Origin of the sequence: Sphingomonas faeni (assembly GCF_024273235.1) — a bacterium.
Taxonomy (GTDB): Bacteria; Pseudomonadota; Alphaproteobacteria; order Sphingomonadales; family Sphingomonadaceae; genus Sphingomonas; species Sphingomonas faeni_A.
Genome location: NZ_JANBVH010000020.1, coordinates 54,979 through 74,187 on the forward strand (window position 1 = coordinate 54,979; position 19,209 = coordinate 74,187).

The following is a 19,209-nucleotide window of genomic DNA, read 5'->3' on the forward strand; positions in this document are numbered from 1 at the left end:
AGGCCGTAGCGCCTGCCCCTTTAGGCCGAGCCCCCGTCAATCCTTCGGTCGATGACCGTAACGTTGCACACCTCGTCGCCTTGCAAAATGTTGTCGATCTCCTCGGCAAAGATGCGAGCGTGGTTCTCCAGAAGGCCCTCTCTTTCGAGCCGCCAGCCGCCGTCCCGCACCTTGTACTCCATCGGGCGGTCGATGATCACATAGTCGATCGGTATGTCGTCGGGCACGATGTTGGCGTTCATAAGCCGATCCTCCTGACGAAGGTTCGTCGCGTCGATCACCACGGATTGCCCACCCGACAGACGGGCACGAGCGCGCTGCCGCAGCACCTCGAAGATCGATTTCTGGCTGCCCGCCATATCGATACCGCCGGAGAGTTCCTGCCGGATCGCGTCTGACGACAGTATCCATTGAGGCGGATAATTGGCCGCGGCGTAGGTGGACTTGCCCGCCCCCGATGGACCGACCAGCATCACGAGGCGCTGATCGCAACGCGGCCAGTCCCATCCCGCCACCTCCGCCACCTCATCGGTCTGCTCTAGCAGTGTTTCCCAATCTCGGGACGCACGAACTACCCGCCATGCCTCGGCAGGCTCAATGTGCGCCATCGACGTACGCAAACTTGCGAAGTCGCGCAGCAAGCGCCTTTCCCAGTACCCAATGTCGTCTTGCAGGAAGCGTGACACATCAGCGATCTCGAGCTCGAGAGGATCCTCGAACATCCTGACCCTGCCATTCGGAAAAGATTTTTCGAACGGAAGATGCAGTTCAAGTATAGCCCGGTAACGTCGGACGAAGGTCTGTCGAACCTGTTCGATGGCCGGGAAAAGCACGCTGACGTGCGCACGCCAGATTCGCCGTGCCAGGAGCTTGGGAGAATCCAAGAGGCCGAGGGTGTGCACGTGCGGCGCACCGTCCATGATGTCGACCAACCCGTTGCTCCATGAAGGATAGCCGAGCGGAAGCGAGGCGGCCGTCAGGATCTTACGCGAATCAATCTGATCCTCGAGTTTGAATGCGGCGAGCGTCCCGACCATGTTCGGGTCCCAGCACGCGACTTCCGCGATCGTGGCCGCCGCGACGCGCTCAGCTACACCAGTGGGCCGCCCCAGCACTGCATCCACGTAGAGCTGCATGTCGGCGCGCGCGACTACACTGCGCCAGCGCAGCAGATCGGAACCCAGCACGGCTGTCACTTCAGCGGTTGGAAGTGTTCGCGGCGCCACCACCACCACACTCGGCGCCGTGATACGGCCGGTCCGTAGACGCTCGCTTCTAAATGAGCGGAGGAAGATGCTCCATGACGACCACGACTCAGCCTCGACCGCATCGACGATGAAGACCATATTCGCCAGATCGCGCGACCCCAGCAGGTCGGCCGTCGATCGAATCGACCCTGGTGAGGCGCCGGCCGCAGCAGCCAGCGTGTGTGCGGGGGAGCGCACAACCTTCGTGGAGCTCGGATCCACCGTGACGACGCGCAGCGCGGCGTCCCTCTCCAACGCTTGCGTCAGGGCCTCAATAAGCCGACCAGGACGCAGTCCAGGCAGCGACAGTCCCACAATGCCGCCTTCGTCGGATGCGATCCGCTGAACGGCTGCCTCGAGGAAGCGCGACGGACCGGGAAGGTCCCACCAGTCCACGCTCGCCCAATCGATGGCGCTCACTGCGCGACCTTCGTGCCAAAGAGCGTGTTGAGGAGCGGATTCACCCGGAACGGTCGACCGTCAGCAGCGTCCGACCTGTCGAATGGCCGTTCCTCAAGCAGGGCCATCAGCAGGCCGTAGTCCACGACGGTCTGCCCGGAGAGATCAAGGCCGAGACCTTCGATCACGCCGTCCTTGATGTAGTACGCCGTGATGTCGTCACCCTTGGTGAACTCCACGATGCCGCGAAATACCGCTAGCATATCACCGACAAGCCCAAGCTCGACGGGCAGCGACTGCTCGCGTCGGCGCCGGCTCGCCATCGTCTGGAGACGTGCGCCGAACGACTTAGCTCCGGTAGAAGAGGCTCCCGAGAAGACCTGCTGGACGAGACTGTTGTAGCCCCCCGTCGCCTCTAGCACCTGACCGCGGAACATATCAGTATCAAGGTGCTCCCGCTCCAGCATGTCATCGGCAAGCGTCGTCGACCACGTCTGCAGCGGTACGACCTTGACCTCACCCGCCATCGATGCCCGACGCGGATCCTGGATCCAAGAGAGCGCGTGTTCAGGACGACCGACAAAAATCACGCGAACGCGCCCTTCCCGTACAGGCTTCAACCGAAGCGCCTGATCCACCCAGCTTGCATCCCAGGGACTGAGTTCAGGCACGACATACAGGGTGACCTGATCCTTGCCGGGCTTCAGTTCCTTTACCATCGCGTCGGCGGTCATGAACGACCGCGCGTGGACTTCCACGGATGACCGCCCGTCAATCGCCTCGCCGAGTGACGCAAGCGCGCCAGTCACCATCTCGATGCTTGACGAGCGACTTCCGAAAATCAGCGTGACCGGCGCACGGTCTCGCAGCAGATCGGTTTCCTGGCTGAGCGTGAGCGGACAGGTCACGCCCTCCGGGATGCGCATAAGGTCATTCTGCCGGAGCTTCCGGCGCGTAGAACCCGGATCGAATTCCGACGGAGCCGCCTTGTCGAGGAAATCCCCGCGCGTCGTGGCGATCTTGTCATCGTCGCCCAGCAGACGAAGGATGGTTGGTGACCTCAGCGCCCAGCGTGAGCCAGACACCTCTCGGAGAACACCCAGACCCTCCATCTCGTCGAGTAGATCCTCAACTACCGCAAGCCGGTTCGCCTCGCTGAAGGCTTCCGGCCACCAGCTCTCAGCTGCGTCCAGAACCTCGACGGCCGACATGCCCTCACCGATCCGGCCATTCATCGCGTCGCGGAGTGCGCGGTCGGCAACGATATTCGCGATCAGCGCGTAGCGCTGCTCGATCTTGATAGTCATGTCGAAGGTTTCACCAATCTCCTTCTCGATGCCGATGTCCTCGTCGTCGAGGGCCTCCTTGATGTGAGCGGCGGTGATAACCACTGGCGAACGACGCTTCTTCACGTCCGCGACCAACGTCTCCAGCAGACCCTTGCAGAACTTCTGCACAAGCACAGGATAGTAGTTGCAGTAGCTGAGGATGCGCCAGACGTCCTCGCGGTTCTGGAACTCGTATCCCATGCCAGCCATCGGGCGGGTGACCAGGAGTTCGGCATCCCCGAGCTCAGCGTCCATCAGCGGACCGATGCGCTGCGCGTCCGAGGCGATCTGCTTGAGAGGAGAGTTCTCCGTGTGAACCAGGCGGGTCACATTGTGTAGACCAGCCAGCACGAACTTGAAGCGGCGCCCGGTGTCATCCATCAGCTTCTGAAGCTGGATGAAGTGCACGAAGTTCTTGGTTGAATCCGACTTTATGAAGTTATCTGTTTCGTCAAGCAGGACCAGGATCCGCCGCTTAAAGTCCGCATCAAGCCACACCCGTACGCCATCGCTGAACTTGTCACTTGTGTCGACAGGACGATTAAAGACCGTCGTGAACTCCTTCGAGATCGAGAACCAGAGGTTGCCGGCGCTGCCGCTCAGTTCTCGAATGCTTACGTAGACGGCGGCGCTCCCGGAAATAGTGTCCTCAGCCTCGTCCGCAACTTGCTTTAGCAACGCGGTCTTACCAAGCCGGCGCCCCCCGTAGACGATGCAGCTGCCGAAGGGGTCGAGCAGCGTCAGCCTCTCCTTGACGCGGCCGAAGAACATCTCGCGCGGCACCGCACCGTTACCATAGTCCTTGTAGGGATCGGCGTAGGCGAAGGGCTGCGCGAGCTCGATGAGCGTCAAGCCACGGCCCTCCGGCTCGGCGAGTGCGAAGACGACCATCGCCTCGTCGACGACCAGGAGCTTCGACCGGTTTTCGAGGCAAGAAAGGTGTAGCTGGCGCCTGCGCTCGGGAAGCACCGTATCTGTGACGATGTAGATCAGGCGCTGTACGCCGGCCTCCGCCTGAAGACTACGAAGTTCCCCATCGTTCGGCAGCCGCATGCCAATGCAGACCCGGTAGTTTCCATCGGTGAGACTGCCAAAATCGGGGAGGAGGACGGATGCCTCGTCCTTGAACAGATCGATCCGCATGTCGACAACATACAGCTTTCGGCTGTTTCGCTGCTGCGACGACCGCACGTCCACCCGCAGACCGAACTGCTCGAACATGCGCTCAAGCCGCAGAGCAACGTCGGCCTCCTGCCTGCCTGAGGCAACGGACCGACGCAGTTCGCTCCAAAGCTCAAGACCCTCGAGGGCCTCAACGCGTCGGTCCGATTGAAGACGGCCGAAGTCCAGGCCGGCGAAGCCCGATCCCTGACCGATCGCCGTTGCAAGCTGATCGAGCGACGGACGTGGCGTAGCCGTCAGCTGCTCCGGAACAGCTGGGTAGAAGGCGCGAAACCGCGGGTTCGGCGAAGTGGTCTCGGGAAGCGCCCTTCCGTCTTGCAGGAACTCCAGATACTCGTTTGCGGTTAGGAGGTCGTCTCCGACCACGAGGCTACGCACCTTGGCCAGATCGCCAGCAGCGGCGGTACCGGCCTTCGCCATCGCCTCGATCCGCGCCATCAACGCATCCCTCGGACGCTTTAGCAGCGTCTCCACCTTCGTGCGCACGTCGTCGATAAGGCCGTAGGCGGCCTTAAAATCGAGAATCTGTTCGAGCTCGACGTCCTCGCCTCGGGATTCAAGCGGGACCTCGCTAGGAAGCTCGTCAGGCGAGATTCGATCGAGCAGCGAAAGAAGCGACTGTGCCTCGTCCTGCGAACCGGCGCCGCTAGTCCGCTGCGCCCGGTCAACCAGCAACCTTGCCTCGAGAAGCTGGGAGTTCAGGGCGTCACGCCTGGTCCCCATATCGTCGAGCCTGAACTCCTGCAGACCCTGCACATCCTCCGCCGGGATTGCGTAGTAGCCCCCGAGAGAAAGCATCATTGCCGCGGGAATGTGCGAACCGGTCGAGATGCGATCTCGAACCTGCTCGGCGAATGCCTCCGGTCCGACCGGCTCCGACAGTCCGGCTGGGTCCGAGTGGACCAGCAACTCAAGCACGGTTTCTGGGACGTATGGCGACGGAAGCCACCCTAGGCCGAAGTCCAAAGTCGGTACCCAGAGTAGCGGCGCATGAACGGCCGCTAGGTGATCCGTTGGCTGAGGAGTTCTTCCCAAACCCCGCACGAGGCCAAGGAAGCCAGCGAGTGCGCGCCGCGCCGAACGCACTGCGCCCTCTTCCAGCGCTCCGTTTGGCTCGTACCGTTCGAGTGCCGCGTCAAGCGCAGTCGTCGCGTCTACGATCTCGGTCCTGTCACGCTGGATGTTCGCCAGGGTGCGCTTAATCGCCGGTGCTGCGTCACTGATTTCAACATACTCGGCGCAAGTTGCAGCTATCCCTTGGATAAGGCCTACCATCCTGTCGCGCGCGATGCCGTCGATGCCGGTCATTTTGAAGTTGTTCGCCCGAATTTCCGCCACCGCCAGGAGATCAATGATCTGTCCACGGTCGCGGTAGCTCGTCGCGAATTCTCGCGTCGCCTCGAGCGCGGGATTGCCACCCTTCGCGACGCGGTCACGAAGCCGGCCAAGCTCACCGTCGCTCTTGGTCAACACGTTGCGGAGCTTGTTGCCGAGCTGGAACTTGTAGGTCTTGTTCGAAAAATCCTCGATGTCGCTCAGGACCCGCGCAATCAGACGGCGCGAATTTTCGTCGTCCTTGGCCTCCTCTCCCGCCGCACGCATAAGCGCCGGACTGAGATTGAGGCCGTGCTTGAGCGGGGCCCCGAGCGCCTCGCGGAAGACGTGGACCGCGTCACCGAGACCGTCCGCGACGTTCCGCAGTTCCTCGAGCGCGTCCTTGCCTGCAGGATCGTTGTGGAACAGCGCAAACTCCGCAAGCGATCCGAGCGCGAGGATCCGACGTGCGACGGCATGTGGAGCTTCGTCCTCCATTTCGCTGAAGGTATTGTGCACGCCTTTGAGTAATTCGTGCACAAACGGGCTTCCCTGAAGCGCCGCATGGCTGACGTGTCCTGAGATGGCGGCGAGACGCAGCTCCGCTCTACTCAGTGGGAATGCATCGAACAGGGCTGCCTCGCTCGCAGCCCGGGACATATGGAAGGCCAGACCGAACCGACCACCTGCGACGAAATTCTCGAACCGTTCCAGCAGCATCGGCTGGAGCGGATCGGGCCCTGGCGTCGCCGTAACAGGGTCCACCTGCTCATCGGACGCGTCGGTGAGGCCATCTCCCATGATCGCGTCTGCGAGTTGCTCCGAGCCGACATCCATCTCGATCGGCTCGTCGGGGACGTCGGCATCCTGCGCAGAATCCCAAAGGCCGGCATCGGCGACGCCGTCATCCGACGCGTCGTCATCCACTATCTCTTCAGTGGCATTGGGGGGGGCCACGACCTTCAGATCCAGCGAGATTGCTGGCGCCGCGGTAGTCTCTCCCGGTTCAATCCCAGATCCAGTCTTGATCCTGTCCAGCGCTTCGATGGCGCGCTCCGCCGCGTCGCGGCTGTGGGTGACGGCCTTGGCCTTAAGCGACATGGCCTCCGGCAAGCGGGCCATCTGCATCTTGCCAAGGATCTCTTTCGCGTCCGCTATCGCCGACCCGGCTTCACTCGCGAGTTCCTCGGCGATCGATAGGCTAGCCTCCAGTTCGGCCGCCAATTCCGGCTCAACCAGTTCTGCGAACGGACCCGTCGGCGCGACCGGAATGCTCTCCTCGGGCTCCTGCGCCTCAACCATAACGGTGAGTGCCGCAGTGAAAACCTCGAGTGCACGATCGAGCAGTCGCGCCGAATCGATCCCCCTGGGACGCGACGCCACAAACGCCGAGAGTGCCTCTGCAGCGCGCCCGACGTGCGAGGACAGCTGGTCAAGAACATCCGCGTCGGGGGACGAAGCGGAGCGAGCCGCGGCGACTATCGCGGCCATCTCGTCCGCCCACTGCTCCAGACCGTCAGACATCGGCGTCCGTTCGGTATCGACCGTAGCCAATGGCGTCGCGTTCGGCTCAGCCTGCGGGGAAATGTGCAAGTCGTGGTCTTTCTCTTGAAGTGTCGCGGGATCGCCGCCCTGTTTGCCGTCATCGTCCGCCTCGCCGATGGCGAGTGTCTTCGCGGCCTCGCCAGCGTCGCTGATCACAATCGTGCCCTCCGCAGGGTTCGTCGGGAACGTCTGGAGGTCGGTCTCCCAGTCGTAGTCGCTGCGGTGGAGATGCTTGCTGACGTCCGCGATGAATTCTCGAAGCGGTAAATAGTGGTCGTCGGCGGCTATCATTCTCCGCACTTCCGCCGGCAGGGGCTTGATGTAAGCCCTGCGGAACAGGTGAGCGAGGGCCAAGTCGAGTTGCCCCCCGTTTGCGAGGGTCTCGGCGATGTCCATGTCGGTCTTAGGTGGCGTGTGGCGCCCGGATGCCTGCGAGATGCCCGCAGAAAGACCGTAAGCCGAGCTCAAGATGTTCTTGAAGATCGACCAGTATTGGCGCTTGGCCAACGCCACGCTGCGCTTTGCGATCTGCGTGAAAGCGACGGCAAAGCGGGGATAGCGCAGTCCAGCATGCAGGAGAGCGGCAAACTCCGCCTGGCTAGGCCTCTGCAAAGGCCAGCCGCCGAAGCCACTAAGCCTCATGAGCAGATCGCGTTCCTCGTGGATCGCACGCAACTGACTGTTCGCGACCGTCGCGTTCGCGGCGAGCCAGTCGACCGTCACGAACGCTGGAAGCCTGATGACGGGCTGTAGCTCAGACCAAGTCCGGTCGTCGCCTTCGGGCGTAGAGTCGGACGAAGCGCCGCCCCCGTCTGCATCATCTTCGCCGGTCGTATCCGAAACAACGACCGCCGCCGCCTCTCGCTCGATTGGGGCCTCGGGCTCGGCTACCGGTGCAGCAGTCACAACGGAGACCTCGTCCTTCTCCAGAAGTTGCCGCCAGGCGCGAGGGTCGGTCACCTGAAACGCCGTGTCCTGCTCGTTGGCAGGCTCTTCCTGCCCAGACGTGCCCTCCCCTTCGATGGCGCCTATCCCGTCTTCCGCCGCGGCTTCGTCCTCCTCGTCGGAGACATCGAGGGCGAACCGCGTCATGTAGTCGCGAACCTTGGACTGGAACGAGAGTGGCGCGGGGAGCGAGGTGGAGGCCGCGGTGTGCCCGTATCCGTATCGGAGGCTCGAGACGAAGTGGGCGATGCGATCCGGGTCATCCCCCATGACCGTCGTAGCCACCGTGATCTCGATCGGATTGGGCAAACGGTAGCTGACGTCAAATATCGGGATCTCGAGCTTGGCGAGAAGGCCTTTCGGATCCACCGGCGTGGGCGCGTCCTTGAAGGCCTTCTGCACGGGTACCATCGACCAAAACGTCCGATACACGCTCAGCCCACGCGGGAACGACATCTGGAAATAGCCCGCTGTCGACCAGTAGTGACCTGTTCCGGTTCCCACGCCGCCCAGCCGGACGGTTCGGGCGACCACCGTGGGACAGTATCGTTCCAGAAGCCTGGCGGTAGACGCCGCGATCGGCTCCGCCTGCTCGTAGAGAGCCGTCTTGCGTTCCGCGATGCGGGCGGCGTGCCCAAGCCTGATCCTGACGATGCGAACCCCGGGCCAGCGCCGGGACGCGTCGAGGCGCTCCGTGCCGAGCGCCATCTCGCCACCCACCTTTCCGTCGGTGAGCCACGGCCAGAGCGACGAGGCACTCGTGCTGTCGATCATGACGAAAGGACGATCGCCGACCTCGGCACGCTCGTCTAGGATCTCGCGAACAAACGTCTGGAAGCTCTCGCGTTCGACCGCGGGTCCACCGAGCGATGCCTTGATGTTTGGGCTGGCGATCTTCTTGAGCGCCTCGAATAGCGGCTCCCAGCTGGCCGACCACCGCATGCCGCCATCGTGCCAGCCGACGCGCGCGGTCGTGCGGCCGGTGTCGCAGTCGATGCGGGTCGCGATGCATAGCTTTCCGGAAGTGGCGGAGAAGCGGTTACGCGCCTGCGTAAGTACCGATATCCCGATAATGGAGGTCGGCCGCGTCTCGACGTCCGGGAAGCCGCCAGCCACCACGCTAGCAACTTCAGAGACCAGGCCCGAATGACCAAACACCAGATCATACACCGCAGCCTGCACCCGGTGCAGGTAGTTGGCGAAGCCCCGGTGACCAGGCGCTCTGGGACGAAGATACTGCACGTTGGCATTGGCGATCGAGGCCAGGGCATATCTGCCCGCGGGCTTGTTGACCGGATCGTCCGGCTTCTTGTCGTACCAGTCGGTCGCCTGGACCAACGCATGGCTGCCGTCGCGGGTCTTTGCAATGATCTCGGCGAGTGGACGCCAAGCCTCGACCCTGGCCTCGAAGCGCTGCGCCGTCTTACCGTCCGCCACCGGAAGGCTCGCCTTCGCGCCATGGGTGCCGGCCGGCAAGGCGCGAGCCTCAATCTCTACGGCTGAGCCGAACAACGAAGTGAGTACCGTCTGGAGTAATCGCCGCTCGTCGTCCGTGCGGGCGATGAGGACCACAGAGGGCTTCCGATCACCGAACACGCGTATGACGCGCGCCGCGTTCGCGCTGCGGACCTCCGCAAGCCGTTCCCGTGCGGTTGCCGCCGTCGACGCGGTTACAGGCGGCGCCTCCTCGCCAAGGCCAAGCGATGCCCACGCGACCTCCAGCGATGCATCGTCGTCGAGGTCGTTACGCCCCATCGAGATCGCAATGTCGGAAAGAAGTGCCTCGGTCTCAAGCGCCTTGTGCAGTTCCTCGGAGCGCTTGGGCGCGCGCCGGATGGGTGGCGTCTCCGCGAAGTCGAGTGGCACGAACCCGAGCGGGTCAACGGCTTCCTGCACCGCATCGAAAAGATCCGTCTGGTCGCGCGTCGAGACGCCGGCACCGATCGGGTGGGAGCCGCCGAGCTTTGGCGAGTAGGCGACCCCGACGAATGTCTCGCTCCCCGCACCGCGCTCGACAAGCTCCGACAATGGTGCCCCCAGGTCAGCGGGACCGACGCGCAGCAGCTGTCCCAGGAACTCCGGCGCGACCGGGTCCTGGACCTTGCGCGCGCGCACCGGCGCGGAGACCTCGAGCGCGACATGCGGTCCCAAGCGCCCCATGAGCGTGACGGTCACCCCGCGCTGCCCCGTCAAGGGGCCGCCCGAAGGGACATTTGCCAACCAGCGACGCCTCGAGGCCCGAACGTTGATGATGGGCTGCTTGCTGAAGGGCATCGTCTCTACGGTGACGCACGCTACCATCGAATAGAGCGCGTCCTCATGCACAGCTGGCCAGGTGATGAACTCCAGCTCGTTCGACTTCCCGTTCCCCCGCACGATGCGCCAGACCGGACCAAGCCCGTCGAAGAGCTCCTTGCCTTCCAGCGCCCCGGCGAACTGCTGGACGATCGCGTCACGTATCTGCGGAAAAGATCTTCCAGCCGCGATGACCTCGGGGAGGCTTCCGTCAATGCGGCCCACCTCGAAAGCGTCGCGTCCCATCTCCTGAAGGGTGTCGACTAGGATCTCGTCTGCCTCGACCTTCTCAGCCCACGGCCGCAGGACCTGCGCCGACCACAACGACAGGGCACGGCCGAGACGATCCCTGAGTTCCGGTTGGGGCGGTACATCGAGGAACGGTCGCGGGTTCTCAAGCCAGGGACCGCCGAGGTCCCTCTCGAGCAGCACCGCCTCGGGAACGACCGTGGCGATCGCCGCCCGCAGCGACGCGAATGGAAGGGAGTTTCCGCGGTCGGTGCCGGACTCTCCGCCCGCCTGCCTCAACTCCCGCAGGATCGCCGCGGCGCGCGGCGTCCAAGCCGCGCGCTCGGCGTCGACCACCACCGGGACGGTGCCGTCATGCTGGAGCGAGCAGACAAGTGTCGCGCGACCAGCCGAGCGGCTCCCCTTCACGCTTCTGTAGAGGGCGTCGGGAAGCTGATCATTCTTCATCGTCAGGTCCATCGGTGCAACGCAGCCCGGCACAGCGCGAGAGCGGTTCGTAGAAGGGTTCGTACAGGGCGCGATAGATCTCGGCGTCCACCGGATCGGGGTCGTTCAGCCGCGCTCGCAGGATATCGCGCATTGCGACAAGCATGCTGCTCCGCCTAGAGTCGGCATGACCCGCCGCCGATCGCGGCGCCCAGGCGGCGTCGACGAAGATCGCGCGTGCCGCGCAGCCGTTGCGCATTGCTCGGCCGATCGTCTGAAGGACGTCGACCATGATGTCGGCAGTGAAAGGCACCGCGAGGTCGCCAAGCCGGCTCGCCTGCAGCGGGAACCGCAGGAGCCGCCGGATGACGAGCGAAAGCTCGCGCCGTGCCTCGCGCCACTGCGCCGCGATCGAGCCGACGTCGGCATCAGGCGGGAAGTCCCGCATGTCAAACCGAAGCGACCGCTCGCCGGCGATACCGGCCACAAGGTCGAGGCTCTCCGACGCGGGATGCGGGCGAGCGAGGAAGACCAGGGTTCCAAGCAGCGCGTCGCGACGCCGCGGGCCGCTCTCGAAGACGATGTTCACACCGCGGGCGAGCGCCTTCATCGGGAAGACGATGACGTCCCAGTTATCGCGCATGCTGAGCCTCTCAACCTGCGCCGCGGTCACCCAGTCGCCCTCGTTATGCTCTGGCGGGCGGTTGGTCACGCCGACCACTCTGCCTGCGACCCCGGGATAGACGCGCTTGATATGCGCCTTCACCTTCTTGACCTGCTCGTAGCTGTTCACGACGATGCCGACCTTGCGGCCCTCGTCGAAGTCCCTCGTCATCTGGAACACCAGAGGATCATCACCCTGGAAGTAGTGATCCACCATCTTGCGCAGCACGCGATCACGCGTGCCGAGCGGGGCGCCGCTGAACCTCAGGAAGCTTGATGGCTGCGAGGGATCGACGATCGGCGCGAACACGTAGCGTGAATCCTCCCAGGCACGTCCGACGTCCGGGCGCCGCAGGACGATGTCCGGGCCGACGGGTATGTGGAACGTCGGGCTCTCCTCGAGATACGACGTCGCGCTGGCGAGCAGGACGTTCGGACCCCGCACCCTCCCCTCATGACGCAGCAAACCGCCAAGCCGGTACATCAGCGTGCGAGGGGCGCCGCGGAACGACACGTACTGCAGCCGAACCCGCGAGCGCGGACCATCGTCCTCGTAGCGAAAGCGGATACCCGAAAGCCGGCCGATAAGCGCCTCGGGAACGAGCCTGCCCAAGTCCTCGGAGATCCCCTGCTGGAACAGCGGCTCGCGGTGGACGCCCTCCGCAATCATGGCCTGCTGGGCAGGGATCAGCGCTAGGAACTGCATGATTACGGTCGTCGCGCCGACGAGGAAGCGGAAAAGCTCGACGAGATCGTCGCGCCCGATCTCGCCATTGGGGCTGACAAGCCCGAACATGCGGCCACGGATCTCCTCGAGATACTCGTCCCGCCGCGCTGCAAGCGGTTCGGAGATCCAGTAGCGCGTCGCGGCTGCGATGGCCGTCGCCGCGTCGGTCACCTCCTCACGGCTCCGCGCAATGTCTACCGCGATACGGTCGGGTTCGAAGCCATACCCGTCGACGTCCTGATCCTCGTCAGTCCGCCGCATCAGCGCCGCACGGATGCAGCCATCCCAGAGCGCCCGTATCGCGTTGAAGCGCCGCTCCTCCGCCTCCTGCTCCTGCCCCTCGAGCAATGAGATGTCTGCCGGGCTGAAGATCGCGGTCAGGATGTTGTTGCCGGTGACGAACGTGTCCTCGAAGCGCGAGAGCGGCGTCTCGATGCCGCTGCGCACCCGCAGGCGCCTCAGGTGGCCGACGAGGCTGTGGTTGAGGCTCCGGAAGTCCGACGCCGCGCGGCCGTACTGCTGGATGTTGCTCGCCGCCATGTCGGTCCGGCCGGCGGACAGGGGCACGAACAGGTCGCGGTTGAGAGCATGCTCGTAGCTTGACTCGCTACCCGTTAGGTCGAGCGACGCGACCGCCTTGCCGTCCAGCACCGCCTGGGCACCGTCGGCCTCGTCGACGATCACGAGATCCGCGGTCATCGCGACGGCTTCGAAATGCCGCACGCGCTCGTCCACGAAGTGCGGGCTGATCCGTGTGTCCAGCGACAGCACGTGACCGAGCCAGATGCGGTGATCCACAAGCTCGCGCGGCGCACGCAGGCGGCCGCACTGACCGGATAGCGGGCAGAGGTGGGCCACCTCCTGGGCCTTCGGCGTGCCGTCTGCCTTCAGTGGCCGCTGCAGCACCGACATGCATGGTGGCGCAAGGTGGGGGAACTCTCGGTCAGGCTGCGGATCCTCCTCGTATCCACCGAGCGCGCAGTTGAGCGCCAGCAGTTCGGCACCGTCGACTGTCCTGCCAAAACCCCTTGCCTCGTCCGCGCCGATCCTGTCGGCGAGCTTTCGCGCGTGCTCGATCCGGGTCTGGGGAGACTGCCCGACAAGTAGGCCGACGTCGGCGCCATAGGTGCTCAGGTCCGCCATTAGGTTGAGCGACGTCTCGATCGACGGCAGGAGCACGACGGCGCGGTACCCGCGCGCGTCGAGCCACATCAGCAGCAACACGATCAGCGTGGTCTTTCCGGTGCCGGGCAAGCCGATGAGATGGCGCAGCCCATCGATCCGCAGGCGGTCGCCAGCAACCAGCCGACCTCCGACACGATCCGGCGAGAGGAACTCCACCTTCATCGATCCATCCGCCTCGCGGAGGCGAGAGGCCCAGTTGCCGGCTGGGCGCTCGGGATGCTCACGGTCGATCGCGTCGAGCTCATCCGCCACGGCGATAAGGTCGGTGACCGGGATCTCGATCGGCCCGCGCGGTTCGCGTCCCAGGTCGAAATGAGGCGGAGGCTCTGGCTCGAGACCGTCGAGATCGACCGTGATCCGCTCGGATGCTCCCGCGGGTCCCGCCTCGATCGCCATGGACTGGCCTGCGTTGGCATGCGCGATCGTCCATCGCCGAAGCCCAAGAGGCGACGTGAGCGCCGCGACCATCGCCGCCAGCTCGGGATCGTCCAGCGGCACCCTGCGGTGAAACGGCAGGCGGGGATCAGAGACGTCGATCCTGTATGGCGGCTCGCGGTAGTCCGCGTCGTCCCGGTGGTCCTCCTCCCAGCCGACAGCGGAGTAGGCAAGCTGCCTGAGTTGGATCTCCGAGGCAGCCACCACCCCAAGCAGCCTAAGGGCGGTCGCCGCCGGTGCGAAACGCCGGACGGCGTCGCTATCGAGGACGGAGCCGAACCCAGACATGAGCGCCGGAGCGTTTCGCAAGTCACGCTCGCCGAGCAGCACGTCCATGGCCGCGCACAGCCACTGCGCACCCAGCACACCCTGGAAACCTGGCGGCTGGGCCCTCATACGCCAAACGCCCGGATAGCCGACGCCACTGTCATGAACTCGAGCGCCTCATCACCGGTGTAGGCCCCGCGGAGGTCATCGATGTAGCGGGGATTGATCCGCAACTTGTAGTCAGGGACGACTATCACCCGACGGCCGAAGAGTGACAGGCGGCCAATGCCACGTGACAGTCGCGCGCCGAGGACCAGCGGGCTCGCATAGCTCTTCACATCGAGGCCGACCGAAAGGGCGTCCAGCCCGACGTCGGCCGCGTCGGCCATGGGATAGAGGACCGAGTTCCTTCCGCGCGCGATGAGCGCGTCGTGCAGGCGAACCTCGTCAAGCCCTGGACCGACCCAGAACGCAAGCAATGCCGCGTTGGCCAAGCGGCTAAGCGATGGCTGGTCGATCACCTCGCCCGGGACGGTCTCGCCCTCGAGCACACACTGCCGCACTTGACACCGACCATCCGGGAACGCCGGATCGCGAACCGGCCAAAGCAGTGCGCCGCACCGCCCGCAGCGTCGAGCCACGCCTCCGGACAGGGCACCCTGCGGGATCGACCGGTAGAGCCCGTGGATCGTCCGGGCGGCGTGCGCATGCCCACGGGAGATAAAGTCGTGCAGCTCGTTCTGCGAGATGACGGGTCGTCGCACGACCAGTTCTCGGATCGCGGTGTAGGCACTCGCGCGCTGGCTTGCCGGGTAGCTTTGGACTGCGGCCCGGAGCTGCTCGTGGTGAAGGTCCTCCTCCGCGTTGATCTCGCTCCCGCCCATGCGGGCGAGCTCGCGGCAGTCGTCGGTCGGCACGCCAAGCGAGCCATCGGCGAGCTCGACGTCGCCGTAGCGGAAGCCATCCGCGAAGCTCGGCACTCCCCAACTCCGCATCGGAAGCGTCGCCCTCCCCATGACGAGGTGAATACTTGAACCGATGTCCTCGACGCCCTCATCGACGCACAGGCGCGACAGACGCGCTAGCGCACGCCGAGCGATCGGCGGGAGGCTCGAGTCCTGCTGAACCGAACCTCCATCGTTCGAAATGCGCTCGTAGATCTCGCATAGTCCGCGAGCGAGCATCTGAGCGGTACTAATCGCGGCTAATTGTTCAAGCAAGGCAGCCCCCGCAGACCGGGACGACGAGCCGCTCGGCCGAGGCAGGCCACCTCAACAGACTTCATCGAGTTCCCCCAAGCTCCAGCGAGAGTCACCACCAGCGCACGATTTGGACCGATCGGTGACTTCTCGCAGGCGCAGCCGCAGCCGCAGCTTTTAGTACACCGGCGGGTTTGACCGCACCTATGGCGATATCCAATCTGGTTGCAGTTCCATCGCTTGTCTTTTGATTTCTCGTGAGAACGGGCGAGTATCCTCGGGAGGCGGTGCGATTCAAGGTTCACTTATTGAACTCTCTACCGACGCGCCATCAGACGCAAGTAAGGCTCGACCGCGCACCGTCGATATTTCGTCGCGCGCATCTGTTGCTGGAAAGCTTGCTGCTTAGTTCTGCAGCTATCCAACGAGAGCGGGACTGGCAGCCCGTTCGCGGACGCCGCCCTTGCGAGTGTCGTCAGGCTGCGCCCTGAGGAGTACCTGCTTGTGCCATCTTGGCCCTACGGCGCTTGGCTCGTTTGCCGAAATGTTGGCTTTTGAGATCACCGAAATGCACGCCGAACGTACAAAACTAGGGCGCATAGTTGCCAATCGCCTAAGCTGAACGAGAGGCGGCTTGCCCCAACCTGCCCGAAACGGCCATTCCGGTTTGCACAAGGAAACGGGCCCTTCGGCACCCTGCCCCATCTTCTGAACGAACGTCCGTTTACGAGGATCGCTTCGCGATAGCGGACAGGCCGCTTTCCACCAGGATTAGCTCAATAGCGGCCGGTCTGGTAACGGCATTTACCTGATTCTGAGACGGATTGCCCACCCGCTTGCGAAGGGCGAGGAGGTCGCGCAGCGCCCCGCGGGAGACTCCGGCGGACAGAACTCACATCCCAATATCCAACCCACGCCTGCGTCCGCGCCCAATCATATCTGTTAGTTCCCGGCCGACACTTGCGCCACTGGTCGCTTCCAAACCCAGCTGGACCTTCCGATTGCGCAGGATCGACTCCACCTGTGGGTCGCGCTCCAGGCTCTTCGCCATGCCGAGCATCGTGTTCTCAACGGCCCGAATCTTGGTGTCTTCGTGGTAGATTTTCAACGCACGGCGCTGCCGCTCAAGCCCCTGCCAGCGCTGCACGAAAACGTCGGCGCGGCACGTCGGATCTTGTCGTATTTCGGTTTCCAGCTGCATGGCGCGGATCACCGCGCCTGTCCTGCCTTCGGCCGCTTCGCGAATAAGCCGCGTGTCGACAGCCATCGCCGTTTCCAGATCGCGGGCAGCATGGGGCGTAATGGCGTTCAGCAACGCGCGGCTCGCAGCGAGCTCGGCCCTTTGATCGGTGGTGAACGCGTCCCCTACAGATTGAGCAAAGCGCATCGTCCTGACGATACGACCATGTCGCATGATGGCATCAGGAAGGTTTGCAGCCCGGTCCGGCGCTGGCTCAAGCGGAACCGGCTTTGGCGATACCGGACGCAGATCAAGACCGGCAAACGGATCGCGGGTTGGCGCCGAGCGCGTTTGTTCGATCCTCCGATCCACCCATCGGATCTGGCGTCGTTCGCCAAAGTCGCGCTTGTAATCCGAAGCCATATCCTTCGTCCGCTCGCGCGACAGCGTGCGCACGAGTTTGCCCTGATCGGCAAAGTCGTCGCGGCCATAATGGAGGTCGACGCTGTCGCGATGCCGGGACAGCGCAACATAGGCGGCGTGTCGGTCGAGACCCGGCGTTGCCAGCATATGCACGCGGTCCACCGTCACGCCCTGCGACTTGTGCACGGTGGCGGCGTAGCCGTGATCGAGCTGGGCATACTCCTTGATGTCGAACGCGACATGGCGACCATCATCAAGCATCACTGCCATGCGGGCGGTCGTGACGCTCTGCACGGTGCCCAGCGATCCGTTCTTCACGCCGAGACCGCGTTCGTTCTGCAGGAACATGACGCGGTCGCCCGCGGCAAATGCCCGGGCACCACGCTCGGTCTGAATCGTAACGTCCTCGCCCAAATGGTCGGCAAGCCGAAGCCGCTGCCGCGCGGCCCCGTTCAGCGCCTGCACCTCGTCATTGGTGTGGGTAAGGATCATGCGGGATGCGCTCGGCGCGGCGGTGCGGTCGCGGTCCCAGCGCTCGATCAGATCGGCGCGCGCCTGATCGCGTGTCTCGGCGACATGGACATGGCCGTGCTCCTCATAAGCGCGCACTGCTTCGCCCGTCCGGTCGGTTGCCAGCTGGCGTGTCGCCGTGCGCTGCCAGTCCTCACGCTGGCGACGAATGTCGGTGATCTCAACGGAGCCATGACGCTCGGCAACCGACCGGAATGCCGCCCCCGCTTCGATCGCCTGAAGCTGTTCGGGATCGCCAACCAGCACGACCTTGGCGCCGCGCTTCTCGGCTTCGGCAATGACGCGCTCCATCTGCCGCGTACCGACCATCCCGGCCTCGTCGATGACGAGCACATCGCGCGATGTGAGCATCTCGCGGTCCTGCTTCCACTGATGTTCGAGGCCGGCGATCGTGCGCGACGCAATGCCCGATCCGCCTTCGAGGTTCTCGGCGGCAATGCCGGACAGCGCTGCGCCGCGAACGGTATAGCCGGCACTCTCCCAGGCCTCGCGCGCAACGCCGAGCATCGCCGACTTGCCGGTCCCGGCATAGCCGACCACGACACTGATCCCCTGCCCTTTCGTCACATGATCGAACGCGCTGCGCTGTTCGCTCGACAGGACCATCCCGCGCATCTCGGCACGGACCAGCGCAAGTTTGCGATGCTGCTCGTCGACGCCGTGCCGCCGGCTCGCGTCGAGCCGGACGGTCGCGGTCTCGAGCCGCTGTTCGGTCTCGATCATATCGCGGCTGGTGAAGCGCTCGTCACCCCGGCCGTCCTTGCCAAGCGCGACGATATCCGGACTGGCGTGAACCGCGGCTAGCGCGGCGTCGAACTGCTCCTTGCCGTCGCTATGGCGGTGGATGAACATCGCCAGGTCGCGGCGCGTGAAGGTCGCTTGCGTTCGCGTTATCGCGTCGAGCGCGATCCCCGGCTGCGCGATGATCCGGTTGCCGTTCGAACGGGCAATCTCGACATGCTCGTCGAGCCGTTCGCTCTCCAGCCCCTGCCCCGGTCGGCGCGATGCCGCGGGACCGATCTTGTGCTGGGGCTCGAGATCGATGCCCTGTCGCTCGAACGAGCGATGATCGACGCGCGCATCGATATCGAGCTCGGCCAGCCGACGATTGACGTGTTCGCTCAAGGATTCCCGCCACCGCTCGAGCAGATCAGTGCGATTCCAGTCGCGCACCTTCGGTCCAAACCCCTCCTCGCCGACGCTGCGCGTGGTCAGCATCACATGGGTGTGTGGCTTAGGAAGTCCGTCCGCACCGATATCCCAATGCACGTTGAGATCGGCGATCATGCCGCGGTCGACGAACTCGGCTTTCACGAACTCGCGCGCGAGCTGGATGCCTTCCGCCTGGTCCAGCTCGCGGGGCAGCGCGAACTCGACTTCGCGGGCGAGCTGCGCGTCCTTGCGGATCTCCACCGCCTCGACCTCGTTCCACAGCCGCTCCCGGTCACGCAGATGCTCCGGCGTGCCGTCCGGCAGCATGACTTCGGAATGGACGACGCCGGCCTTGTTTGAAAAGTCGTGGGCGCGGTCGAGGCGCTCGTCGCGCAGCCGGGAGGCCGAGCGATAGGCCGCAGCAGCCAGCGCGCTCGATCCGTTTGCGCGCGAGATCATCTTCGCCGAAAAATGGTAGATCGCCATGACAGCAATCCATCTACACTACACAAGCGAC

General features: G+C 64.3%; 5 protein-coding genes. All 5 read right to left on the minus strand.

Features of this window, described 5'->3' with window-relative positions; translation table 11 throughout:
* Positions 1-20: 20 nt before the first annotated feature.
* On the minus strand, positions 21-1,667 hold the full coding sequence (locus NLI89_RS21895) for an AAA family ATPase (protein ID WP_254687296.1): 1,647 nt from the start codon (positions 1,665-1,667) through the stop codon (positions 21-23).
* Positions 1,664-10,951 (minus strand): RNaseH domain-containing protein, encoded by a 9,288-nt coding sequence (locus NLI89_RS12425; protein WP_254687297.1) that lies wholly within the window; start codon positions 10,949-10,951, stop codon positions 1,664-1,666. The genes NLI89_RS21895 and NLI89_RS12425 overlap by 4 nt, the downstream gene beginning before the upstream one ends.
* Positions 10,941-14,336 carry a hypothetical protein gene (locus NLI89_RS12430; RefSeq protein WP_254687298.1) on the minus strand — a complete coding sequence of 1,132 codons (3,396 nt, stop codon included), beginning with the start codon at positions 14,334-14,336 and terminating at the stop codon, positions 10,941-10,943. The genes NLI89_RS12425 and NLI89_RS12430 overlap by 11 nt, the downstream gene beginning before the upstream one ends.
* Positions 14,333-15,391, minus strand: coding sequence for a hypothetical protein (locus tag NLI89_RS12435; RefSeq protein ID WP_254687299.1), 1,059 nt, complete (start codon positions 15,389-15,391; stop codon positions 14,333-14,335). Before NLI89_RS12435 ends, NLI89_RS12430 begins: the two co-directional genes overlap by 4 nt.
* A 907-nt stretch (positions 15,392-16,298) precedes the next feature.
* Positions 16,299-19,178, minus strand: coding sequence for a Ti-type conjugative transfer relaxase TraA (traA, locus tag NLI89_RS12440; RefSeq protein WP_254687300.1), 2,880 nt, complete (start codon positions 19,176-19,178; stop codon positions 16,299-16,301).
* Between the last annotated feature and the right edge of the window lie 31 nt (positions 19,179-19,209).